Origin of the sequence: Kribbella polygonati (assembly GCF_050320105.1) — a bacterium.
Classification (GTDB): domain Bacteria; phylum Actinomycetota; class Actinomycetes; order Propionibacteriales; family Kribbellaceae; genus Kribbella.
In genome coordinates this window covers 7,609,689-7,633,086 of record NZ_CP190129.1, presented here as the reverse complement: position 1 = coordinate 7,633,086, position 23,398 = coordinate 7,609,689, and the positions used below count along the sequence as shown (strand labels likewise).

The window sequence follows — 23,398 nt, the reverse complement described above, 5'->3', positions numbered from 1 at the left end:
TATGGCGCTCGGTGACTTCTTTGCGCGGCTGACCGGTCGCAAAGAGGAGCCCGAGCCTGCCCCGGTGGACGCGCCGCCGACCACGGACGACCTGTTGGCGGCGCTTGTCAGGGTCGAGCAGCTGGTGGCCGGGGGCGCCGTACCGGCGGTCGTGGCGTCGCGGGTCGGGCGGGTGGTTCGCGTCGTACGGGAGACGATCCCGCGGCTCGGGAACCTCGGCGGGAGTGCGCAGGCGTACTCCGTGATGGCGACCTGCACGGACTACCTGCCGGATGCCATCGGCGGGTATCTGCGGTTGCCGCGGCAGTGGGCGGACACGCGGCCGGTGGATCGTGGCAAGACGTCGCTGATGCTGCTGATCGACCAGTTGGACCTCTTGGCGGCGACGATGGACAAGGTGTTCGACGCGGTGAACCGGGCCGACGCGGCGGCGTTGATCACGCACGGCAGGTTCCTGCAGGAGAAGTTCGGCACCGGCTCCACCGGCGGAGGCTTGGCCCTCGGCCCGACCACGTCGACCCCGCCGCCGGATCCCGGAGCGGGACCACTTTCGCCACCACCAGGACGAGGAGGGTCATGAGCGGCACGGGGGGAAGCTCCTTGCAGCAGGCGTTGTCCGAACTGCTCGCAGTCGCCGCTCGCGCGGGCGTCGCGGAATCGGCCGCCCGCGGGGAGGCGCTCGCGCTCGCGGCCGCACTGGCCGAGTCGGCACCCGGCGCGGCCGCGGACTGGGGCAAAGCTGTCCCGGGCGGAACAACACAGGACTTCTTCGACGCGGCCGTCCGCGGCCGCCGTTGGCGGGGCGCGCCGACCGCCGTACTCACCGAGCTGATCGCGAGCGGGTCGCCGGAGAAGGCGGCGTACGCCGAAGCCCTCGCAGAGATCGCCTCCGCCGCCTGCACCCTCGGCGAGCCCACGATGCGGGTAGTAGGAAACGCCTCAGTAGCAGCCGCCGCCCAACTACAAGCCGCCGGAGCACGCCAAGTGCAGGTAGGCGCTCAACCCAGCACGCCTCCACAACCTGAGCCAGTCGAAGAAGAACCCGCTCCTGAACCCGAGAAGTCGGTGGAGGAGTTGTTGGGGGAGCTTGATGGGCTGACCGGGTTGGGTCGGGTCAAGCAGGAAGTGCATCGGCAGGTTGCGGTGTTGCGGGTGGAGAAGTTGCGGGCCGAGGCTGGGTTGAAGAACGCGACGATCACCCGGCACCTGGTGTTCGTGGGGAATCCGGGGACCGGGAAGACGACCGTGGCGCGGCTGGTGAGTGGGATCTACAAGGCGCTCGGGCTGCTGTCCAAGGGGCAGCTGGTCGAGGTGGACCGGTCGGAGCTGGTCGCCGGGTACCTCGGGCAGACCGCGACGAAGACCGCCGAGGTCGTCGAGTCCGCGGCCGGTGGCGTGCTCTTCATCGACGAGGCGTACAGCCTGACGGCCGGTGACAACGGCGCCGACCAGTACGGGCGGGAAGCCGTCGACACGCTGGTGAAGGAGATGGAGGACCGGCGCGACGACCTGGTCGTGATCGTCGCCGGGTATCCGGAGCCGATGCAGGCGTTCATCGCCGCGAACCCGGGGCTGGCGAGCAGGTTCCGGACCACCATCGAGTTCGAGAACTACAGCGACGAGGAGCTGACGGACATCCTCACCGGGCTCGCCGACGCGGCGGACTACGAGCTGGTGCCGGCGGCGGTCGAGGAGTTCCAGGGGATTCTCGCGGGTACGGCGCGGGACAGCTCGTTCGGGAACGGGCGGTTCGCGCGCAACGTACTGGAGGCCGCGATCGGCCGCCAGGCCTGGCGCCTCCGCGACACCACGGCACCGACCAAGGACGAACTGCGTCAGATCCTCGCCACAGACCTCACCGAGGTGCCTGACGAGGACCGGAACGAGCGAGGAGAACAGGCGTGACACAGACGCAGAGTGCGCCGCCCGCGACCTGGGCGCCCGGGACGGTGGGTGGGGTGCCGCAGCAGGCGCCGGCGGCCTCGGCCCCGAGTAGGCGTGGGGCGGTGGCGAAGTGGTTCGACGGTACGCCGGGCCGGATGCGCGCGTTCCTCCTGCTGGCCGCGGCGATGAGCGTGGTGTTCGGGCTCGCCGCCGCGCAGGGCTTCAGCCAGTCCGACGGCGCGCTCGGCCGCGCGCAGGCGAACGCTGCCCAACTGGTCCGGATCCAGGCGATCCACACCAACCTGGTCAGCGCGAACGCCGACGCCACCAACGCCTTCCTGGTCGGCGGTCTCGAGCCGCCGGCCCAGCGCCAGCACTTCGTCGACTCGCTGGCCGCGGCCGCGGGGCTGATCGCCGAGGCCGCGACCGCCCAGCCCGCCGACCGCGACGTACTCGGCGAGCTGAACAAGACCCTGATCACGTACGAAGGCCTGATCGAGCAGGCCCGCGCCAACAACCGCCAGGGCCTGCCGATCGGTTCGCAGTACCTGAAGGACGCGAACTCTGTCCTCCAGGACGACTCGCTGCCGCTGGTGAAGGCGCTCGTGGAGGCGAACGAGAAACGCGTCGACACCGAGTTCGACGGGATCAGCTACGGCACGATCTGGGTCGTCGTCGGCGGCCTGATCGCGCTGGTGGTCCTCGGCGTCACGCTCCGCTGGCTGGCCCGCCGTACGCACCGCTACCTGAACGTCCCGATCGCCGCCGGCGCCGCGCTCGTCCTGCTCACCACCGCGGTCGGCGGCATCGCGCTGGCCGGCGCCTCCAGCTCCGCGAAGGACACGAGGAACTCGGAGTACGAACGGACGCTGGCCCTGTCCCGCGCCCGGATCGCCGCGTACGACGCCCGCTCCAACGAAAGCCTGACCCTGATCGCCCGCGGCTCCGGCGACGACTTCGACAAGGCGTACAACGCCGCGGCGGCGGAGGTCGACAACCAGCTCGGCAAGCTCGGCAGCAACGGCACCGGGCTGCAGAACGCCTGGACCAGTTACAAGAACGTCCACAAGCAGGTGCGCGACGCGGACGCCAGCAAGGGCAACTGGGACGGCGCCGTCGCGATGGCGGTCGGCAAGGACAAGACCAACAACTCGGTCGACACCTTCACCGCGTTCGACACCTCGTCGAACGACCAGCTGACCAAGACCAGTACGGCGGTGCAGACCAAACTGAAGGACGCCCGCAACGGCCTCCCACCCATCGGCTGGCTCGGCGTACCGATCGGCATCGCGGCCGCACTGCTCGTCGCCTGGGGCATGTCGCAGCGTCTGGAGGAGTACCGATGAAGAAACTGATCCCACTCGCCGCCGCAGCCACCCTCCTCCTCACCGCCTGCAGCTCCGGCACCTACGCGGCCACCCAGATCCCGGCGCCGGAAACCACGCCGACCACCCCGGCCGCGGTCGCCGCGGGCCGGGCCTGCCCGGACGGCAAGAACCCGCTGGCGTCGTACGCACCGGACGCCTCCACCCCAGCACCGGGTGGGGTGATGCCGGCCGACTCGTTCATGGCGAAGATCCAGCAGCGCGGCCGGCTGATCGCGGGCGTGTCCGCGGACAGTTACAACCTGGGCTACCGGGACCCGATCAGCGGGAAGATCCAGGGCTTCGACATCGACATGATCCAGGCGGTGGCCAAGGCCATCTTCCCGGACGCGGACACGAACCCGAACCGGGTCGAGCTGCGGGTGATCTCCAGCCCGGCACGAATCCCGTCGCTGCGCGACACCAAGAACCCGGTCGACATCGTCGCGAGGAACATGACGATCAACTGCGACCGCTGGAACGACATCGCGTTCTCCGCCGAGTACTACCGCTCCGGCCAGAAGACCCTGGTGCAGAGCGACTCGACCGCGAAGAGCACGAAGGACCTGTCCGGCCAGACGATCTGCGCACCGGCCGGTTCCACCAGCTACGACAACCTGAAGAAGGAGAACCCGGCGGTCAAGGCGGTCACCGCCGACACGGACACCGGCTGCCTGGTGATGTTCCAGCAGGGCAAGGCCCAGGGGATCAGTGGTGACGACACGGTGCTGGCCGGCGACGTCGCCCAGGATCCGTATGCGAAGGTGCTGCCGCAGCGGTTCAGTGACGAGCCGTACGGGCTGGGCATCTCGCTGACGCACTCCGACTTCGTGAAGTTCGTGAACGTCGTCCTGCAGCAGATGAAGGACAGCGGCGCGTGGAAAACCTCGTACAACAAGTGGTTCGCGGCCGCGCTGGGGAAGGCGCCGGTGCCGCCGGTCGCGATCTACGGCCGCATCCCAGGTCCGGGCCAATGACGGTTCGTACGCCGACGGTGTCGGCGCCCGCGCCGCCGGGGAAGATGGGGAGCAGTGTTCCGGCGGCGGAGTTGCTCGGCTTTCTCGGGGCGCTCGGGGAGTGGCGGGATCGGCGGAAGGCGGAGCTGGACGAGTTGGATCAGGCCGCGCTGCATTCGCCGGACGGTGATGCGCTGAGCGCGGACGTCGTGCTCAGCATGACGGTGTGGAAGGCGGTTTCGGACCGGTACGAGCTGATCCTGGTGACCTGGGACTCGGGTCGCGTCGGGCAGCAGGAGATCGAGCGGATCTCGTCGCTGATCTGGGGTGGGCTGGACGCCGGCGCGGCAGGCGGTTCGCTCGCGGTTTCGTTGCCTGAGGCATGCAAACTGTCGGACGCGCTCGCCTCGAGCCTGCGGGCGAAGCTGGCGCTCGACCCCGCCGACGCCGACCTGGCCGCGCGGCTGCGCGAGCTGCGGGCGCAGGTGGAGCGGATCAACGACCTGGTCAGACAGGAGCCGGCGAACGTCCGCAACGAGGCGCTCGCCAAGCACCACGATCTCGACCGCCGGCTCACGGATCTTGCCGACCGCAACAAACGCGGCGCGGACATCGGCGGCATGATCGGCCCGCTGGAGCTCGACACCGCGAAGACCGAGCGGGACCTGATCGTCGGCGCCGCCACCCGCAAGGAGCGGGCCGCCGACGTGGCCCGGGCGCGCACGGTGCGCGGTGAGCTCGAAGCGCAGGGTACGGCGGTCCGCGCGCTCGCGGACAAGGCGGTCGCGGCGGTCACCCCGGCCCCGCGGCTCGCCGTACCGGATGTGACCGCGCTCGGCCCGGTGCCGAACACGCCGGCCGAGCTCGCGCGGTACCTGACCCGGCTGGACGCGGTACGGCGGGCCCTCGGGCAGGCGCAGGCGGCGTACGGCGCTGCCCTGGGGCGCCGGGACGAGCTGAGCCAACTGCTGGACGCCTATCAGGTGAAGGCGGCAAGTGTTGCCGCGGGCAACGAAGATCTCGCCGAGCTGTACCGGCGCGGCCGTGCCGTGCTCGACACCGAGCCGGTGGACACACAGCGGCTCGGTGCGTTGGTAGCGGCCTACCAGGCCTACCTGGAGGGAACGAAATGACGACCTGCACCCAGCCGGGCTGTACCGGCTCGATCGTGGACGGGTACTGCGACGTCTGCGGCTCCCCCGCCGCCACAAGCACCCCGGCCGCCGCGGCACCCGCGACCGGCAAGTGCACCCAACCAGGCTGCACAGGCACGTACGCGGACGGCTACTGCGACGTCTGCGGATCCCCCGCGCCCGGCGCCGGTACCGCCGTACCGGACCCGGACCCGATCAGCTCGGTGTCGACCGTCTCCCGCGCGTCCAACCGGCTGGCGTCCACGCCGCTCGGCTCGGCCCGCGCCGCGCAGGCCGGTTCGAAACTGACCCGCAAACTCGGTACGTCGTCCACCCGGCTGCGCGGCGCCCGCCTCGGCGCCGGCCTGACGAGCGTCCCGTCGATCCCGGCGATCGACGCGAGCAAGGCGATCCTGGCGAACCCGATGGTCCCGGAGGACCGGCGGAACTGCCCGAGCTGCGGCAACGAGGTCGGCCGGTCCCGCAACGGGCAGCCGGGCCGGACCGAAGGCTTCTGCCCGAAGTGCCGCAGCCGGTTCTCGTTCGCGCCCAAGCTGCAGGACGGCGACCTGGTCGGCGGGCAGTACCTGGTCCGCGGCTGCCTCGCGCACGGCGGGTTCGGCTGGATCTACCTGGCCCAGGACCAGAACGTGTCGAACCGCTGGGTCGTCCTGAAGGGCCTGCTGAACTCCGAGGACCCGGACGCGGTGGCCGCGGCGATCGCCGAGCAGCAGTTCCTGGCCCGCGTCGAGCACCCGCTGATCGTCGAGATCTACAACTTCGTCACCCACGACGGCGCCGGTTACATCGTGATGGAGTACGTCGGCGGCACGTCGCTGAAGACCCTGCTCAAGGAGCGGATGGCCGCGAACAACGGCCAGTACAACGCGCTCCCGATCGACCAGGCGATCGCGTACATGCTGGAGATCCTGCCGGCGTTCTCGTACCTGCACGACCTGGGCCTGGTGTACTGCGACTTCAAGCCGGACAACATCATCCAGGTCGGCGACGCGGTGAAGCTGATCGACCTCGGCGGTGTCCGGCGGATCGACGACCTGGACTCGGCGATCTACGGAACGGTCGGTTTCCAGGCGCCCGAGGTGGCCGAGGTCGGCCCGTCGGTCGCGTCCGACATCTACACGCTCGGCCGGACGCTGTGCGTGCTCGCGATGGAGTTCCGCGGGTACCAGAGCCGGTACGTCGCGTCGCTGCCGCCGGTCGACGAGGTCCCGCTGTTCCAGGAGTACGACTCGGTGTACCGGCTGCTGGCGAAGGCGTGCGCGCCGTCCCCGGCGGACCGTTTCCAGTCGGCGGACGAGTTCCGCGTGCAGCTGCTCGGCGTACTGCGTGAGGTCGTTGCGGAGAAGCAGGGCGTGAAGGCGGCCCAGCACTCGGCGTCCTCGCTGCTCTTCGGGTCTCCTGGCGACAAGGCTGCCGGGCTGGGCGACGCGGCAGCGCCGTGGCAGCAGCTGCCGTCGCTGGCGCCGGATGAGGGCGACAAGATGGCCGGTTGGCTCAAGACCGTCAGCGTGCCGGATCCGGCCAAGCGGCTGGAGTTGCTGGTCGACGCGCCCGAGCAGTCGGCGCAGACACTGCTGGAGGTGGCCCAAGCCGCGCTGGAGGTCGGGCCGGAGCGGTACGACATGGTCGACACCGCGGTGAACGACCTGCTCACGGCGGACCCTTGGGAGTGGCGCGCGGTCTGGATGTCCGGCCTGGTCGCCATGGCGCGTGGTGACTTCAAGGGCGCGCAGTCCGCGTTCAACGCCGTGTACGGCCAGGTCCCGGGCGAGCTGGCGCCGAAACTCGCGCTGGCCATCGCCTGTGAACACAGCGGCGAATTCAACGTTGCCGAGGGCCTCTACCTGTCGTGCGCCCGGACCGACGCCAACTACATCGCACCGTCCGCGTTCGGTCTGGCCAACATCAGGACCCAGCGCAACGACCTCGACGGAGCCCTCACCGCAGTCGACCTGGTGCCGCGGACCAGCGGCGAGTACGTGCGTGCTCGTCGCCAGCGAGCCGGACTCCTGGCAGGATCGGGGCGTGGCCTTCCCGCGCTCGCCGAGGCGATGGACAGCATCGCGACGCTGACCATCGACCCGGCGGACCGGGCCAACCTGGCCGCGAACGTGTTCCGGACCGCGCTGACCGAGGTCCAGCAGACCGGTCCGCAGGAAGCCCTGCGGATCGACGGGCGGGTAGCCACCGAGGCGTCCCTACGGGACGGGCTCGAGGCCACCTACCGGCTGCTGGCCGGCCAGGCACAGACCCGGACGGAACGGATCGCCCTGGTCGACCAGGCCAACGAGGTTCGAGGATGGACGCTGCGATGACGAGTACGACCGACACGGCCTGCCCCAGCTGCGGCGGACCGGTGGCCCAGGCCGACCTGTTCTGCGAGGCCTGCGGCGCCGAGCTCAAGCCGGGTACGCCGGCCCCGGGCACGCCGGCCCTGGACACCGACACCGAGCCGACCGTGGAGATCACCGCGGTCGGCAGCCTGGAGGGCGGTCCGGTCGGGCCGTGCGCGTCCTGCGGCGGCACGGTCGGCGCCGACGGGTACTGCGAGACCTGCGGGACCAAGGCCGCGAAGCCGCGGGACCACTTCGCCGAGCAGCCCGCCCCGTGGGTGGCCGGCGTCTGCGACCGCGGCATCCGGCACAGCCGGAACGAGGACGCGATGGCGCTGGGCGCGGACGCCGAACCGGGCAGCCGCGCGCTGCTTGTGGTCTGCGACGGCGTCAGCTCCTCGCTCGACTCCGACGTCGCCTCGCTGGCGGCGGCCCGGGCGGCGCTCGAGGTACTGGTCGCCGACCACGCGCACGGGATCGGTACCGAGACCTCACGGGCCTCGGCGATCGGGGCCCGGCTCAAGGCGGCGGCCGACGCGGCGAGTGACGCCGTACTCGACAGCACCAGTCCCGACAGCCCGAACCCGGCGTCCTGCACGTTCGTGGCCGCGGTCATCGAGGACGGGCTGCTGGTTGCCGGCAACGTCGGTGACAGCCGGGCGTACTGGTTCCCGGACGGTGCCGAGCCGGTCTCGCTGACCACCGACGACTCGTGGGCGGCCGAGCTGATCGCCAGCGGCATCTCCCGCGAGGAGGCCGAGTCCGGACCGCACGCGCACGCGATCACCCGGTGGCTCGGCAAGGACGCCCCGGACCACACGCCGCGCACCACGACCCTGGAGATCGAGGGTGCCGGCTGGCTGCTGGTCTGCTCGGACGGCCTGTGGAACTACTGCTCCGAGGCGGCACCGCTGGCCGACCTCGTACGTCAGACAGCTGCGGACCACAACGGCGAGCCGAAGGCCACCGCGTCCGCCCTGGTCGACTGGGCCAACGCCCAGGGCGGCCAGGACAACATCACCGTCGCGCTCGCGCGCGTTTGAGGGAGGAACCCGAGATGGCCGACTTCACCGCCACCGTCTACCAGAACGAGTTCCTGCCGGACGGCGGGACCGACGTCCATGCGATCGTCACCGTGACCTGCGCCGGGGCCGGTGCCGCCGGGCAGTCCGGGAGCGGCGACGCGGGCGAGATCATCATCGTCGACACCTCCGGCTCGATGGGCCGCGACGGCGTCCAGGCGGCGGCGTACGCCGCGCAGACCGCGCTCGACCAGATCCTCGACGGGGTCTGGTTCGCGGTGATCTCCGGCAACGACCGCGCGCAGCTGGCGTTCCCGCCGTCCGCGGAGCCGGTGATGGTCCGGATGGACCCGTACACCCGGCAGGCCGCCAAGGACGCGGTGTCCCGCTTCTACGCCGACGGCGGTACGGCGATGGGGACCTGGCTGCGGCTGGCATCGCGGGTGTTCGCGACCGTGCCGTCGCTGTCGCAGAAGCACGCCCTGCTGCTGACCGACGGCGAGAACCAGCACGAGACGCCGGAAGCGCTGACCCAGGCGATCGAGTCGGTCACCGGCCAGTTCCAGTGCGACGCCCGCGGCGTCGGCGTCGCGTGGCAGGTGGACGAGGTACGGCGGATCTCGCAGGCGCTGCTCGGCACCGTCGACATCATCCCGGCGCCGGACCAGCTGGCCGCCGAGTTCGCGAAGATCATCCAGAACGCGATGAGCCGCGGTGTCGCGCAGGCCGACCTGCGGGTGTGGGCGCCGCAGGGTGCAGAGGTGCTTTTCGTCCGCCAGGTCGCGCCGACGGTCGACGACCTGACGGCGCGGCGTACGGCGGTCAACCCGCTGACCGGGTCGTACCCGACCGGGTCGTGGGGCGACGAGTCCCGGGACTACCACGTGGCGATCCGGCTGGCCGCGAAGGCGGTCGGGCAGGAGCAGCTCGCGGCGCGCGTACAGCTCGTGCTGGGTGACCAGACGGTCGCGCAGGGCCTGGTGAAGGCGCTGTGGTCAGCGGACGACGCGCTCACCACACGGATCAGCCCGGAGGTCGCGCACTACACCGGGCAGACCGAGCTGGCGCAGGCGATCCAGGACGGCCTGGCCGCGAAGGCGGCCGGCGACACGGCGACCGCGACCACCAAGCTCGGCCGCGCGGTCCAGCTCGCCGCCGCGACCGGCAACGAGGAGGCGACCACCCGGTTGCGGAAGGTTGTCGACATCGACGACCAGGAAACGGGTACGGTGCGGCTCAAGCGCACCGTCGAGAAAGCCGACGAGATGGCCCTCGACACGGCCTCCACCAAGACGACCCGGGTACGCAAATGACCGTGAACTGTCCCAGCGGACACCCCAGCACCTCCACCGACTACTGCGACGTCTGCGGCCTGCCCATGGCCGCACCGGAGGCCGCAGCGTCGACACCTGCTGCTCCGGAAGCGCCGGCACCAGCACCAGCTGGTCAGAGCTGTCCCAGCTGTTCGGAGCCCGCGTCGGCGGACGCCCTGTTCTGTGAGAACTGCGGCTACGACTTCACCACCGGCACCATGCCGCGTCCGGCCTCCTCCCTCGACCTGCCGGCCGCCCCGGCGCCCACGACGCCTCCCGCTCCGGCAGCGACGGCCGAGTGGGTCGTCGAGCGGTGGGTCGACCCGGACTGGTACGCCGTACAGCAAAGCGACGACCCCTGCCCGTCACCAGGCCTGCCCGCTGTCATCCCGCTGGTAGAGAAGAGCCTGCTGATCGGCCGGCCGTCCCGGAGCCGCGGCATCTCCCCCGAGGTCGACTGCGGCGACGACACCGGTGTCAGCCGCCGCCAGGCCCAGCTGACCACCGACGGCCAGCGCTGGTGGGTGGAAGACCTGCAGTCCTCCAACGGCACGTATGTCGCCTCTGCCGCCGGCCCACTCCCGGAAACGCCGATCGTCCCCGGCCAGCGCCAGGAGCTGAACCCGGACGACCGGATCTACGTCGGCGCCTGGACCCGTCTCGTCGTCCGCAAGGCCACCCCGGAGGAGCTCGCCGGACAGGCCTAGGCGTCGGGCTGGACCTCCCGGGTCCAGCCCTTCGCCGGGTGTACGCACAGCCACTCGATCAGCGCCGATCCGGCCACGATCGGGATCACCCACGCCCACGGGCGCTCCGGCAGCCCCACGATCGCGATCGCCGTCCACAGCGCGATCCAGCCGCCGCCGTACCCACGCAGCACCCCGCGGTACCAGAGTCCGCCGGGCGCCTCGGCCGCGCGTTGGCCGAAGTACACGAACAGGTACGACGCGACCGTGATCGGCCAGAAGTACCAGAGCCGGCCCCAGTCGTACGGCACCATCACCAGCGCGGTCAGGCAGACCAGCGCGATCGCCCAGTGGTAGACCTCGCTCGCCCAGTTCAGCCCGCGGCGACGCAACGTGAGTGCGATCGCCGCCGGGCCGAACGGGACGGCCACGACACCGGCGAAGACATGCAGGATCAACGCGATGTCACGCATCGCGGCTCCCCAACCCTCCTGACATGTCAGGGAGCATAGGGATCTCCGCCCGGCACGTCTCTAGCTCGGGCCGGTCAGTTGTCCGGGAACGACAGCACTCGGCGGACGGCGAACTTCCGGTACCCGAGGCGCTCGAAACTGTTCGCCATCGGCACGTTCCCGAAGTCCGTGTCGGCGCGGATCTGCTCGGCGCCGGTCTCCGCGAGCAGGTGGGTGATCTCGGCCAGCAGGTCGTCGCTCAGCCCGCGCCCGCGGTGCTCCGGTACGACGCCCAGGTACCCGACGACCGGCCCGCCCGCGTTCGCCGACGGCATCGCGAACCCGACCAGCTCGTCGCCGTCGTAGGCGACCCGCCACAGGTCGCGGTCGCCCGGCATCGACTTGTACATCGCGAGCTCCTCGCGGGCCGCCTGTTCGACGCCCAGCCGGGCGATCTCCCGCGCGGTCGCGGCGTCCAGGCTGCCCTGGCTGACCCGCATGAACACGTCGACGAACGCCTCGTCGCCGGCCGGCTCGAACCGCAGCCGGGTCGACCGCGGCGGCAGCCCGTACGCCGGCTTCCACTCGTACCGCAGCCGGTCGGTGACGCTGGTCATCCCGACCGCGGCCGCCGCCTGGGACCGCGGCTCGAGCGCCGCGACCACGTCCGGATTGTCCTCCCAGTCGCTGTCCAGGAAGAAGTGGTACTCCGGCGGTTCCTGGCCGTCCGGGCGGGACGCGACCGCGTGCTTCAGCAGCTCGGTCCAGACCGGGACCGGGTCGCCGGCGCCGTCGTAGTACAGGCCGTCGATGCTGTACGGGTGCTGCTCGTCCGGGACGCCCCACCAGATCGCCAGCGCCCGGATCGCGCCGTTCTCCTCGGCGACCCAGGTCCAGTCGTGCTTGTAGTAGCCGGCGGCAACGTACTCGCGGTACCGCTCGGTGGTGACGGTGTTCACGGACTTCTGCTCGATCAGAGCAAGGATGGTGCCGAGGTCGGCCTCGACGGTGGTGCGGATGTTCACGAATCCTCCAGCAGGAGGCGCGCTCCGCTCAGTGCGAGCTGTGCGAGCGGTCAGGACGCGCCGGGAAACAAGTCAGTGTGTTCATCGGTCGCTCCTTCCGCTCCGGGACCTACTCGCCGCGCCAGACTCTAGGGGTACGCCGGGGTCATAGTCCACCTGTTATTCACAGCTGGGATGTACCGGCGTGGTTCGGGCGGGGAAAGAACCGGGCATGAGAACCCTCATCGCTGCCGTGACCCTGGCATCCACCGCTGTCCTCGGGTCCACGGCGTACGCCGCCCCAACATCCGCCCCCTACAGCACCAATGCGATCGACACCTGCGCGCTCAGCTCGTTGCCGTCGCAGGCCGACGACACGCTCCAGCTGATCCACTCTGGCGGGCCGTTCCCGTACAAGCAGGACGGCACCGTCTTCTCCAACCGGGAAGGCATCCTCCCGTCCGAGTCCTCCGGCTACTACCACGAGTACACCGTGATCACCCCCGGCTCCCCCGACCGCGGTGCCCGCCGGCTGATCGGCGGCGGCGCGAAGACCACGCCGGCGCACGTCTACTACACGAGCGACCACTACTCCTCGTTCTGCGAGGTCGACGAGAACAGCTGACGGTAGTGTGGTCGGCACGTTGAGTGATCAGGAGGATTGTTCGCGATGCCGACACTGCGTCCCGTGGCCGCCGGCCTGGTGCTGACCGCCGCGCTGCTCGTCTTCGGCCGGCCCGAGTCCGGGCTGGCCGAAGCGACCGGCGACCCACTGAAGCTGACGAACGGCCTGTACGTCGACCCCTCGTCGGACGCCGCGGCGTACGTACGGCGGCACCCCGAGGACACCGAGCTCGCGTCGAAGATCGCCGACCAGCCGTCGGCGCGGTGGATCGGGGCGTCGAGCGGGGACGTGAAGGCGGGCGTCACGGCGTACACGACGGCCGCCGCGAAGGCGGACAAGCTGCCGGTGCTGGTGACCGACGACCTCCCGGGGCGGCAGTGCGGGATCGGTGGCGGGGCCGCGTCGGACGCGGCGTACCGGCGCTGGATCTCGGCGGTGTCGGACGGGATCGGGACGCGGCCCGCGGTCGTGGTGCTGGAGCCGGACGCGCTCGCGCGGCTCGACTGCTACCCGACGTCGGAGTGGAACGCGCGGATCGCGCTGCTGAAGTACGCCGTCGGCGTGCTGGCGGCGAAGAACCCGAACACCTGGACGTACCTCGACGCCGGGAACGTGACGTCGGGCGACGCCAAGGAGATCGCCCGCCGGCTGCGGCTCGCGGACGTCGGGAAGATCCGCGGCTTCGCGCTCAACACCGCGAACTACTTCACCACCGACCAGTCGGTCGCCCGCGGCACCGAGATCCTCGCCGCGCTCGGCGGCGGCTCCCACTACGTCATCGACACCAGCCGCAACGGCAACGGCTCCGACGGCAGCTCCTGCAACCCACCCGCCCGCAAACTCGGCACCCCACCGTCCCCCGCCCCCACCCCCGTAGACCTCCACCTCTGGCTCCGCACCCCCGGCCAGTCCGACGGCCCCTGCGGCCTCACCCCCACCCTCCCCCCCGGCACCTTCTCCCCCCTCCTAGCCCACCACCTCCTCACCGGCACCTAACCACCTGCCTGGTCAGACCCGTCGACCGACCCACCAGCTCGGACAGCCCCGCCTCACCCACTGACGCCCCGCTCTGTCACCACAAACGCAAACGGTCCCGGGCGTCAGCCCGGGACCGTTTGTGTTTGTTGCTTTTGTGCTGTCGGACTACTGGATCAGAAGTCCATGCCACCCATGTCAGGCGCCCCACCCGGAGCGGCCGCGGCCTTCTCCGGCTTGTCGGCGATGACGGCCTCGGTGGTGAGGAACAGGGCCGCGATGGACGCCGCGTTCTGCAGCGCCGAGCGCGTCACCTTGGCCGGGTCGATGATGCCGGTCTTGATCAGGTCGACGTACTCACCGGTCGCGGCGTTCAGACCGTGACCCGGCTCGAGGTTGCGGACCTTCTCCACCACGACGCCACCCTCGAGGCCGGCGTTCACGGCGATCTGCTTCAGCGGCGCCTCGACGGCCTTGCGCACGATCTCCGCACCGGTCGCCTCGTCACCCTCGAGCTCCAGCTTCTCGAACGCGACCACGGACGCCTGCAGCAGCGCCACGCCGCCACCGGCGACGATGCCCTCCTCGACGGCCGCCTTCGCGTTCCGAACGGCGTCCTCGATGCGGTGCTTGCGCTCCTTCAGCTCGACCTCGGTGGCCGCGCCGACCTTGATGACCGCAACGCCGCCGGCCAGCTTGGCCAGCCGCTCCTGCAGCTTCTCGCGGTCGTAGTCGGAGTCCGACTTCTCGATCTCGGCGCGGATCTGGTTCACCCGGCCGGTGATCTGGTCGGCGTCGCCCGAGCCCTCGACGATGGTCGTCTCGTCCTTGGTGACGACGATCTTGCGGGCCTGGCCGAGCAGCTCCAGGTCGACGGTGTCGAGCTTGAGGCCGACCTCCTCGGAGATCACCTCGCCGCCGGTCAGCACCGCGATGTCGACCAGCATGGCCTTGCGGCGGTCACCGAAGCCCGGCGCCTTGACGGCGACGGCCTTGAAGGTGCCCTTGATCTTGTTGACGACCAGGGTGGCCAGGGCCTCGCCCTCGACGTCCTCGGCGATGATCGCCAGCGGCTTGCCGGTCTGCATGACCTTCTCCAGCACCGGAACCAGGTCCTTGATGCTGCCGATCTTGCTGTTCACCACCAGGATGTACGGGTCGTCGAGGACGGCCTCCATCCGGTCGGTGTCGGTCACGAAGTACGGCGAGATGTAGCCCTTGTCGAAGCGCATACCCTCGGTGAGCTCGAGCTCGAGGCCGAAGGTGTTGCTCTCCTCGACGGTGATGACACCTTCCTTGCCGACCTTGTCCATCGCCTCGGCGATGATCGAGCCGACCTGGGTGTCGGCGGCCGAGATGGACGCCGTCGCCGCGATCTGCTCACGGGTCTCGACCGGCTTGGCCAGCGCCAGCAGCTGCTCGCTGACCGCCTCGGTGGCCTTCTCGATGCCCTTCTTCAGGCCCATCGGGTTGGCGCCGGCGGCGACGTTGCGCAGCCCCTCGCGGACGAGGGCCTGAGCCAGCACGGTCGCGGTGGTGGTGCCGTCACCCGCGACGTCGTCGGTCTTCTTGGCAACTTCCTTGACGAGCTCGGCCCCGATCTTCTCGTACGGGTCCTCGAGCTCGATCTCCTTGGCGATGGAGACACCGTCGTTGGTGATCGTGGGGGCGCCCCACTTCTTCTCCAGCACGACGTTGCGGCCCTTCGGGCCGAGCGTCACCTTGACGGCATCGGCGAGGGTGTTCATCCCTCGCTCGAGGCCGCGGCGCGCCTCTTCATCGAAAGCAATCAGCTTGGGCATTCTCCGCGAGTCCTCCCGCGTCGAGTCTTTGGTGTTCAGCCGGCTCCGATGCCCGCGACGGACGGCACCCGACCGCGACGCTCATGTCCCGCCGCTGCCCGGCACCTCATCGAGGCCGTCTTTCGTACTCACCCGCCGGGCACGAGCACTTATCACTCTCGCCCTTGGAGTGCTAACCAAGTATTAGCACTCGCCCCAAACGAGTGCAAGCCGGGCCCTCAGCTGCCGAGCTGCGCGACAAGGTACTTCGGGGCGGTCAGCCGCCACGCCTCCGTGATCAGCTCGCCGATCTCCTCCTCGTCGGCCGGCCCGAGCTCGACGAGCACCCAGCTGCCACCCCAGGACTCGGTGAACACCGCCGGGTCCTCGGCCACCAGCGCCTCCAGCTCCTCACGCGCCACCTTCAGGTGCATGTGGGTCTGGTCCTCGGACAGGTACGCGAAGCTCTTGTTCCGCACCTTGAACACCGGCTGCCCCGCCCACCCCTCCTGCTCCTCGGCCCCCGGCAACCCCGCCATCACCTTCACCACCGCCGCCGCATCCATACCTTCGAACGCTAGCCACCCCCACCGACAGTTTCCTTACTCCGCAACCGTCACCGTCACGGTCGCCCCCACCGGCAACATCGTCCCCACCGGCGGCGAAACCCCGAGGATCGTCCCGGACGGATAGCTGGGCGATTTCACCCGCTTGGTCGCCACCTTCAGGTCCGCAGCCGTCAGGAGCGGCAGGTAACTCCCGATCCGCGGCCCGGTCGGCGCTCCGCCCAACGACGAGTAGCTGGGTACGCCGGCCCGGTCCCGCACGATCTGGATCCGGCTGAGCATCCGGTCGACCGCAAGCACCTCCGTGGACGACTCCGCCCGGAACCAGACCCGCAGCGAGGGCAGGAAAACGGTCCCGGTACAGGTCATGAGCGAGCGCTTGAGGCCGTCGTAGAAGACGCAGGTGGTCTGCTGACGCTCCGCACGTACTCCGTCGATCTCGAACGTCTCGTCGGCGTGGAACCCGCGCGGCGGCTGTCCGTAGTACAGACCGACGCTGTCGACCCCGGTTGGGCGTGATGAGGCGCACAGATGCACGGCGCTCGGGTCGTCGATCAGAACTGTGTCCTGCCGTGGTGTGCCGCAACTCGCCTTGTTGGTCGGCCAGTCGGCCGGGACGGCGATGGCGGCGTGGCCGAGGCCGACGAGGCGGGTCGGGGGTGGGGCGGCTGGGGTGGGTTGGGGGGATGGGGTGAGGAGGGTGGTCGCGGTGATGACGGCGCCGACGGTTGCGGCGGCGGCTCCGACGGTGGTCGCCGTACGGCGGTGGCGGCGGCGTTTGGCGCCGGTGCGGAGGGCTTCCAGCGGAGGTGGGCCTACGGGCGTCTGGGCTGCGGCGCGTTCCAGGAGGTCGGGTAGGTCGGTCATCGGGGTTCTCGCAGTTCTGCCAGGTGCGGGTCCTGGGACAGGGCCTTCACGGCGCGGGACAGGCGGCTTTTGACGGTGCCGGCGGCTACTCCTAGTACGGAGGCCATCTGTTGTTCGCTCAGGTGCGCGTAGTACCGCAGTACGACGGCTGTGCGCTGGTCACCGGGCAGCCGGGCCAGTGCGCGCATCACGGCGTCGGTGTCGTCGACGGTTGTGGTCTGGTCTGTGCCTGTGGTCTCGGGGAGCGTCTCCGACGGCAGCTCCCCGTGCCAACGGCGTCTGCGGGAGGAGCGGAAGCAGTTGACCAGTACGCGGTGCACGTACGCGTCCCGGTCCTCCGCCACGCGCACCCGGTTCCACTTGAGCAGGCAGCGTTCCAGGGCGGACTGGACGAGATCTTCCGCTTCGGACGGCGTACAGCCGAGCAGCACCGCCGACCGGACCAGCGTCGGCCAGCGGGCGGTCACGTACTCGGTGAACTCGTCCATCCGCACCCCCTCACCCTTAGAGACAGGCTGACGGGCGACCCGGGTTCCACGAAAGTCGTCGGGGTCGGGTCAGGGGTCGGTCGGTACCGATCCTGATGTGCGCGGGGGTGCCGGAACGGGACAGTAGAGCCATGACGAACTCCAACGCACCGTTCCAGAACCTCTCCGGCAAGGTCCTCCGGCGCTCCGCGAACCAGCGGATGCTCTCCGGCGTCTCCGGCGGCATCGCCGAGTACCTGAACGTCGACGTGACCCTGGTCCGCCTCGGCTGGGTCGGCCTGACGTTGATCACCGGCGGCGCCGCGATGATCGGCTACGCGGTCGCCTGGATCGTGATCCCCGAGTCCGACGGCAAGGCCGTCTGGCAGAACGTCCAGCAGTCGGTGAACCACCACCAGGACACCACCGAGCAGGACATCGCCTCCCGCATCTACGACGACACCAACAACAAGCCCCCGGCGGCGTGATGACAGCTGCGCCCGCCGGAGGCGCAGTACCCCAGGCGGGGTGACCGCAGGCAGCGGTTACCCCGCTGCTACACGTTCAGAGCTGGTTTGCGCAGTGCCGCGACCGCCTGGTCCGGGTGGTCGGAGAAGACGCCCTGCAGGCCCAGTGCGGCGAAGCGGGTCAGTTCGGTCGGGAAGTCGGTGGCCGTCGGTAGGAAGCGCCGCTCGGCGCGGAACGTCCAGACCTGGACCGCCAGGCCGGCCCGGTGCGCGTGGTCGACCAGCCGTGTCGGCTCCCCGAGGCAGCCGTCCGCGGTACGCGGTACGACGAGGTCCTTGTGCGGCGCGAGCACCTGTGCGTACGTCGCCACCTCCCGCAGCCCCCGGGGCTCGATCAGGTCGGCGTACGTCCGCCCGTCGCCCGTCCGCAGGAAGTCGTTGGGCGCGCTCTCGGCGTCGATCAGCTGCACCAGTGGCACGTGGGCCATCACCGACAGCCGGCGCAGGCTCGTCGGCTCGAACGACTGCACCATGATCTCCTCCGGCCGCAGCCGGAGCGCCAGGATCCGCTCGGTGAGCAGCTCCTCGAGCGGCAGTCCGAGCCGCCGGAAGTACGCCGGGTGCTTGATCTCCGGGATCACCCCGATCGGCCGTCCCAGCCGCGCCGACTCCCGCCGCGCCAGCGCGACCACGTCGTCGAAGGTGGGGATCTCTTCGAGCCCGTCGTACGCCGTGTTGTTCGCCCGGAGCGCGGGCATCCGCTCACGGGCCCGCAGCGTGCGGAGCTCGGCGTACGTGAAGTCTTCGACGAACCACCCGGTGACCGCGGTACCGTCGACGATCTTGGTGATCTTCCGGTCCGCGAAGACCGGGTGCTCCGCGACGTCCGTGGTACCGGAGATCTCGTTCTCGTGCCGGCAGACCAGGACGCCGTCGAGAGTGGCGACCAGGTCCGGTTCCAGGTAGTCGGCTCCCTGTGCCGCGGCCAGCCGGTAGGCCGCCGGCGTGTGTTCCGGGCGGTACCCGCTCGCTCCCCGATGCGCGATCACCAACATGGATCTAGGACAGGGGCCCGACATTGCCCGACGGGAACCCGTTGCCCAACGCAAGGTGAAGGTCTACCGACTGTCACCACGCAGCACCCCGCTGGACAGCAGGTACTGCGCGACGCAGTACGTCGCCATCACCAGATAGTCGCGCGCTGTGAAGTCATGTCCTGCCAAACCCACGCCGATGAGCCCGTCCGAGATCAGGAACAGCGCACCGCCCACACCGGCACGCCAGCCGTTCCAGCCGCTCGTGACAGCGGTAGCCGTGACCAGCAACGAGTAGACCGCCACAGGGATCCGGTTGTCGCCAAGACCGGGCCAAAGGAGCACCAGCGCGGCCAGCCAGACCATCCCGTAGGCCGTTACGAGCACAAGCGACTTCTTACGGGCGCGGCGAGCGAACAGCACCACGTAGCAGACATGTGCGACACCGAACGCCAGCATGCCCGGTATGAGCTGATCCACCTGCAGCAGGACGTCCCCGGCCAGTGACGCGACCAGGGCGACCAGCAGCGTCCCCGGCCCGCGGTTGACCCGCACCCAGACGGCCAGCGTCGGCATCAGCAGCGCCTTGGTGATCAGCTGCGACCACGTCTCGCCGACCGCGATCGTCACCAGCTGCGCCGCCGTGAGTACGCCGTACGCCAGCAGCCAGCCCCGTCCCCTCGTCATGTCCTCGATGGTGCCGGTTCGAGGGGTCCACAGCTGCGATTAATTCGCATGCAAACTGTCGGAGCCGGGACCTAGCCTGAACGGGCCATGAAACAACTTCCCCTCGCCGACCCCGGCCTCCCGAACCATCGCTCGCCGGCCCGCTACCTGTGGTGGGTCGCCCGCGGTCAGTCCCGCACGCTCGCCGGCGGGATGGGCTTCGGCATCGCCTGGATGGCAGCGCAGGCATTCATCCCGGCCATCCTCGGCCGGGCGATCGACGAGGGCATCGCGGCGCGCGACGGCGAGCGGCTGCTGCGCTGGACGGCGCTGCTGTTCGCGGTCGGGGTCGTGCAGGCGACGGCCGGGATCATGCGGCACCGGTTCGCGGTCACGAACTGGTTGACCGCGGCGTACCGGACGGTCCAGGTGGTGACCCGGAAGTCGGCCGACCTCGGCGCCACGCTGCCGAAGCAGCTCGCCACCGGCGAGGTCGTCAGCATCGGCGCCGGCGACCTGTCGTACATCGGGAACCTGATGGAGATCTCGGCCCGGTTCGCGGGCGCGATCGTGGCGTTCTTCGTGGTCGCGGTGATCCTGCTCTCGTCGTCGACGGTGCTCGGGCTGGTCGTGCTGATCGGCGTACCGGTGATGCTGTTCGCGCTCGGGCCGATGCTGCGGCCGCTGCACAAGCGGCAGTCCGCGCAGCGCGAGGCGGTCGGCGAGCTCAACTCGCTGGGTTCCGACATCGTCGCCGGGCTGCGGGTGCTGCGCGGCATCGGCGGAGAGGAGTCGTTCTCCAAGCGCTACCGGAGCGAGTCCCAGCAGGTGCGCAAGGCCGGCGTGCGGGTGGCCGGGATCCAGTCGGTGCTCGACGCGGCGCAGGTGCTGCTGCCCGGCATCTTCGTCGTACTGGTCGTCGGCCTCGGCGCACACTTCGCGCTCCGCGGTCAGCTGAGCGCGGGCTCGCTGGTCGCCTTCTACGGGTATGCGACGTTCCTCGTGCTGCCACTGCGGACGGCGACCGAGTTCGCGAACCAGCTGATGCGGGGCCTCGTCGCCGCCGGCCGGGTGAACCGGGTGCTCGAGTTGCAGCCGGACATCGTCGAGCCGGACACCCCGGTGCGGCTGCCCGAGCACGGCGACCTGGTCGACCCGGTCTCCGGCATCCGCGCCCGCGACGGGCTGCTGACCGCGATCGTGTCCGCCGAGCCGGACAGCTACGGCACGCTCGCCGACCGCCTCGGGCGGTACGACGACACCAGCGAGGTGCGGTACGGCGGTGTCACCCTCGCGAGCGCTACCCGGGCGGACATCCGCGAGCGGATCCTGGTGAGCGACACCGGCTCCCAACTGTTCACCGGCGTACTGCGGGCCGAGCTGGACCCGACAGGCCGGCGTACCGACGACGAACTGCTGGACGCGATGCGTACGGCGTCCGCCGAGGACGTGCTGGTGGCGCTGCCGGACGGGCTCGACTCCGAGGTGGAGGAGAAGGGCCGCTCGTTCTCCGGCGGTCAACGTCAGCGACTGGTCCTGGTGCGGGCGTTGCTCGCCGACCCGTCCGTGCTGGTGCTGGTCGAGCCCACGTCGGCGGTCGACGCGCACACCGAGGCCCGTATCGCGGACCGGCTGCAGGAGTACCGGGCCGGCCGGAGCACCGTCGTGCTGACCGCGAGCCCGCTGCTGCTGGACCGCGTCGACGAGGTGATCTTCGTCGCCGCCGGGCGGGTCGTTGCCACCGGCAAGCACCGCGAGCTGCTCGCGTCCACCCCGCAGTACCGCCGCACCGTCACCCGTCAGACCGAAGCAGAGGAGGCCCTGCGATGAGGCAGATCCTGCCCGTGGCCGGGTCGGCCGAGATCCGGCAGCACGCACGCCGGCTGGCCCGCCGGCATCCGCGGACGTTGCTCGCCGCGCTGTTCCTGCACGCGCTCGCGGCGGTTTCCGGACTGGCGGCGCCGCGCTTGATCGGTGACCTGGTCCAGGACGTCCAGCACGGTACGACCGCGGCCAAGGTGAACCTGGTAATCGTCGTGATCGCCGGGTTCATCGTCGCGCAGTCGCTGCTCACCCGGTGGGCGCGGTACAAGTCGTTCGCGCTCGGCGAGCAGGTGCTGGCCGAGCTGCGCGAGGAGTTCGTCGACAACGCGCTCGCGCTGCCGATCGGTACGGTCGAGCGGGCCGGCACCGGGGATCTGCTGTCGCGGACGTCGCGGGACGTCGACACGCTGTCGCGGACGGTGCGGTTCGCCGTTCCGGAGACGATCATCGCGTTCGTGACGGTGCTGTTCACGGCGGTTGCGACGGTGCTCGTCGGGGTGTGGGTGCTGGTGCCGTTGGTCGCGATGGTGCCGTTGCTGTGGCTGAGTACGAAGTGGTACCTGCGGCGGGCGAAGGACGGGTACCTTCGCGAGAACGCGGCGTACGCGCAGATGACCAGCTCGCTCGCGGAGACGGTCGAGGGCGCGCGGACGGTCGAGGCGCTGCGGCGGTACGACGACCGGGTGCGGCGCGGGGACGAGGACATCCGCGGGTCGTACAACGCTGAGCGGTACACGTTGTTCCTGCGGACGGTGTACTTCCCGGCGGCCGAGCTGGGGTATCTGGTGCCGGTGGTCGGGACGCTGCTGTTCGGCGGGTGGCTGCATCTCAACGGGCACGTCTCGCTGGGGGCCGTGACGGCGGCGGTGCTGTACGTGAACCAGTTGATCGATCCGGTGGACCGGTTGCTGTCGTGGCTGGACGAGCTGCAGTCGGGCGGGGCGGCGTTCGCGCGGCTGCTCGGGATCAGCGACGTACCGGACGATCGGACGCCGTCCGGTGAGCTGCCCGACGGGGAGCTGGTCGAGGCGCGGGACGTGCGATTCTCGTACGTCGACGGGCGGGACGTGTTGCACGGGGTGGATCTGACGATCCAGCCGGGCGAACGGATCGCGATGGTCGGCCCGTCCGGGGCCGGCAAGTCGACGTTGGGGCGGTTGGTCGCGGGGATTCATCCGCCGCGGACCGGGTCGGTGACGGTCGGCGGGGTCGGGATGACGGACCTGCCGTTGGACGAGCTGCGCAAGCAGGTCGCGCTGGTGACGCAGGAACACCACGTCTTCGTGGGGACGCTGCGGGACAACCTGTCGATGGCGCGTCCATCGGCGACCGATGCCGAACTGCTGGACGCACTGGGCGCGGTTGACGCGCGCGAGTGGGCCGAGGGCTTGCCTGCCGGGTTGGACACGCGAGTCGGCTCCGGCCAACTCACACTCACCCCGGCGCAGGCGCAACAGTTGGCGCTCGCCCGCTTGGTCCTGGCCGACCCCCACACCCTCGTCCTGGACGAAGCAACCTCCCTAATCGACCCAAGAGCAGCCCGCCACATGGAACGCTCCCTGGCCGCCGTACTGGAAGGCCGCACAGTCATCGCCATCGCCCACCGCCTCTACACAGCCCACGACGCCGACCGAGTAGCCGTAGTAGAAGACGGCCGCATCACCGAACTAGGCAGCCACGACGACCTAGTAGCCCACCAAGGCTCCTACGCCGCCCTCTGGAACTCCTGGCACGGCTAACAGTTGGTGTACCGCCATACAAACCGCACCACCCACGCGGACTACGGGACCACCGGCGTGGGCCTACCTCCCACTCCCACACCGAGCGAAGCGAGGGGCGGCAGCAGACCACCGGCACGGGTGAACGCGACCACTGGCGTGGGCTTGGTTCATAACCCCGCCCCGAGCGGAGCGAGGGGCGGGCAACCACCGGCGCCGGGCGATCGAACCACCGGGCCG

General features: G+C 70.3%; 22 protein-coding genes. 14 read left to right on the top strand and 8 right to left on the bottom strand.

From position 1 onward, the window contains the following. Position 1: 1 nt before the first annotated feature. The 9 genes from ACQHIV_RS36620 to ACQHIV_RS36580 all read left to right on the top strand — a co-directional run bounded on the left by ACQHIV_RS36620 (position 2) and on the right by ACQHIV_RS36580 (position 10,733). Complete coding sequence (locus tag ACQHIV_RS36620; RefSeq protein ID WP_380198105.1) at positions 2–580, top strand: hypothetical protein; 579 nt, start codon at positions 2–4, stop codon at positions 578–580. After that, positions 577–1,905 (top strand): AAA family ATPase, encoded by a 1,329-nt coding sequence (locus tag ACQHIV_RS36615; RefSeq protein ID WP_427888907.1) that lies wholly within the window; start codon positions 577–579, stop codon positions 1,903–1,905. Before ACQHIV_RS36620 ends, ACQHIV_RS36615 begins: the two co-directional genes overlap by 4 nt. Further along, on the top strand, positions 1,902–3,230 hold the full coding sequence (locus ACQHIV_RS36610; protein ID WP_427888906.1) for a hypothetical protein: 1,329 nt from the start codon (positions 1,902–1,904) through the stop codon (positions 3,228–3,230). The genes ACQHIV_RS36615 and ACQHIV_RS36610 overlap by 4 nt, the downstream gene beginning before the upstream one ends. Next, positions 3,227–4,225, top strand: coding sequence for a glutamate ABC transporter substrate-binding protein (locus tag ACQHIV_RS36605; RefSeq protein WP_427888905.1), 999 nt, complete (start codon positions 3,227–3,229; stop codon positions 4,223–4,225). The genes ACQHIV_RS36610 and ACQHIV_RS36605 overlap by 4 nt, the downstream gene beginning before the upstream one ends. Further along, a complete protein-coding gene (locus ACQHIV_RS36600; RefSeq protein WP_427888904.1) occupies positions 4,222–5,337 on the top strand; it encodes a hypothetical protein in 1,116 nt (371 codons plus the stop codon). Before ACQHIV_RS36605 ends, ACQHIV_RS36600 begins: the two co-directional genes overlap by 4 nt. Continuing rightward, entirely contained in the window at positions 5,334–7,673 is a 2,340-nt protein-coding gene (locus tag ACQHIV_RS36595; protein ID WP_427888903.1) for a tetratricopeptide repeat protein, read from the top strand. Before ACQHIV_RS36600 ends, ACQHIV_RS36595 begins: the two co-directional genes overlap by 4 nt. Further along, positions 7,658–8,734: a protein phosphatase 2C domain-containing protein gene (locus tag ACQHIV_RS36590; protein WP_427888902.1), complete on the top strand. Its 1,077-nt coding sequence runs from the start codon at positions 7,658–7,660 to the stop codon at positions 8,732–8,734. The genes ACQHIV_RS36595 and ACQHIV_RS36590 overlap by 16 nt, the downstream gene beginning before the upstream one ends. Positions 8,735–8,748: 14 nt before the next feature. Next, positions 8,749–10,026: a VWA domain-containing protein gene (locus ACQHIV_RS36585; protein WP_427888901.1), complete on the top strand. Its 1,278-nt coding sequence runs from the start codon at positions 8,749–8,751 to the stop codon at positions 10,024–10,026. A gap of 218 nt (positions 10,027–10,244) precedes the next feature. Beyond that, the gene (locus ACQHIV_RS36580) at positions 10,245–10,733 is read left to right on the top strand and encodes an FHA domain-containing protein (protein WP_427888900.1); all 489 of its coding nucleotides are present in this window, start codon (positions 10,245–10,247) and stop codon (positions 10,731–10,733) included. Here ACQHIV_RS36580 and ACQHIV_RS36575 read toward each other — a convergent pair. Next, the gene (locus ACQHIV_RS36575; protein ID WP_427888899.1) at positions 10,730–11,185 is read right to left on the bottom strand and encodes a hypothetical protein; all 456 of its coding nucleotides are present in this window, start codon (positions 11,183–11,185) and stop codon (positions 10,730–10,732) included. The genes ACQHIV_RS36580 and ACQHIV_RS36575 overlap by 4 nt on opposite strands. A 74-nt stretch (positions 11,186–11,259) precedes the next feature. Then, complete coding sequence (locus ACQHIV_RS36570) at positions 11,260–12,189, bottom strand: GNAT family N-acetyltransferase (protein ID WP_427888898.1); 930 nt, start codon at positions 12,187–12,189, stop codon at positions 11,260–11,262. A 211-nt stretch (positions 12,190–12,400) separates the two neighbouring features. Between ACQHIV_RS36570 and ACQHIV_RS36565 the strand changes: the two genes are divergently transcribed. Together ACQHIV_RS36565 and ACQHIV_RS36560 are read left to right on the top strand one after the other, a co-directional pair. Further along, positions 12,401–12,793, top strand: coding sequence for a ribonuclease domain-containing protein (locus ACQHIV_RS36565; protein ID WP_427888897.1), 393 nt, complete (start codon positions 12,401–12,403; stop codon positions 12,791–12,793). 45 nt (positions 12,794–12,838) lie between these two features. Beyond that, the gene (locus ACQHIV_RS36560; protein WP_427888896.1) at positions 12,839–13,789 is read left to right on the top strand and encodes a glycoside hydrolase family 6 protein; all 951 of its coding nucleotides are present in this window, start codon (positions 12,839–12,841) and stop codon (positions 13,787–13,789) included. Positions 13,790–13,944: 155 nt separating this feature from the next. On the opposite strand, the gene groL is transcribed toward ACQHIV_RS36560, so the two are convergent. The 4 genes from groL to ACQHIV_RS36540 all read right to left on the bottom strand — a co-directional run bounded on the left by groL (position 13,945) and on the right by ACQHIV_RS36540 (position 17,470). After that, complete coding sequence (groL, locus tag ACQHIV_RS36555) at positions 13,945–15,570, bottom strand: chaperonin GroEL (protein ID WP_131465901.1); 1,626 nt, start codon at positions 15,568–15,570, stop codon at positions 13,945–13,947. 218 nt (positions 15,571–15,788) lie between these two features. Then, on the bottom strand, positions 15,789–16,115 hold the full coding sequence (locus ACQHIV_RS36550; protein WP_427888895.1) for an MmcQ/YjbR family DNA-binding protein: 327 nt from the start codon (positions 16,113–16,115) through the stop codon (positions 15,789–15,791). 36 nt (positions 16,116–16,151) lie between these two features. Then, positions 16,152–16,982: a PASTA domain-containing protein gene (locus ACQHIV_RS36545; protein WP_427888894.1), complete on the bottom strand. Its 831-nt coding sequence runs from the start codon at positions 16,980–16,982 to the stop codon at positions 16,152–16,154. Beyond that, positions 16,979–17,470, bottom strand: a complete 492-nt coding sequence (locus tag ACQHIV_RS36540) for a SigE family RNA polymerase sigma factor (protein WP_427888893.1) — start codon at positions 17,468–17,470, stop codon at positions 16,979–16,981. The genes ACQHIV_RS36545 and ACQHIV_RS36540 overlap by 4 nt, the downstream gene beginning before the upstream one ends. A 131-nt stretch (positions 17,471–17,601) precedes the next feature. Between ACQHIV_RS36540 and ACQHIV_RS36535 the strand changes: the two genes are divergently transcribed. Continuing rightward, on the top strand, positions 17,602–17,937 hold the full coding sequence (locus tag ACQHIV_RS36535; RefSeq protein WP_427888892.1) for a PspC domain-containing protein: 336 nt from the start codon (positions 17,602–17,604) through the stop codon (positions 17,935–17,937). Between the two features lie 68 nt (positions 17,938–18,005). Here the strand turns inward: ACQHIV_RS36535 and ACQHIV_RS36530 are convergent, their stop codons facing one another. Beyond that, positions 18,006–18,971, bottom strand: coding sequence for a glycerophosphodiester phosphodiesterase (locus ACQHIV_RS36530; RefSeq protein WP_427888891.1), 966 nt, complete (start codon positions 18,969–18,971; stop codon positions 18,006–18,008). A 63-nt stretch (positions 18,972–19,034) separates the two neighbouring features. Further along, a complete protein-coding gene (locus ACQHIV_RS36525) occupies positions 19,035–19,637 on the bottom strand; it encodes a lysoplasmalogenase (protein ID WP_427888890.1) in 603 nt (200 codons plus the stop codon). Between the two features lie 87 nt (positions 19,638–19,724). Here ACQHIV_RS36525 and ACQHIV_RS36520 point away from each other — a divergent pair, with 87 nt between their 5' ends. Both ACQHIV_RS36520 and ACQHIV_RS36515 read left to right on the top strand, forming a co-directional pair. Further along, positions 19,725–21,446, top strand: coding sequence for an ABC transporter ATP-binding protein (locus ACQHIV_RS36520; protein WP_427888889.1), 1,722 nt, complete (start codon positions 19,725–19,727; stop codon positions 21,444–21,446). Continuing rightward, entirely contained in the window at positions 21,443–23,179 is a 1,737-nt protein-coding gene (locus ACQHIV_RS36515; protein ID WP_427888888.1) for an ABC transporter ATP-binding protein, read from the top strand. The genes ACQHIV_RS36520 and ACQHIV_RS36515 overlap by 4 nt, the downstream gene beginning before the upstream one ends. Positions 23,180–23,398: the final 219 nt, after the last annotated feature.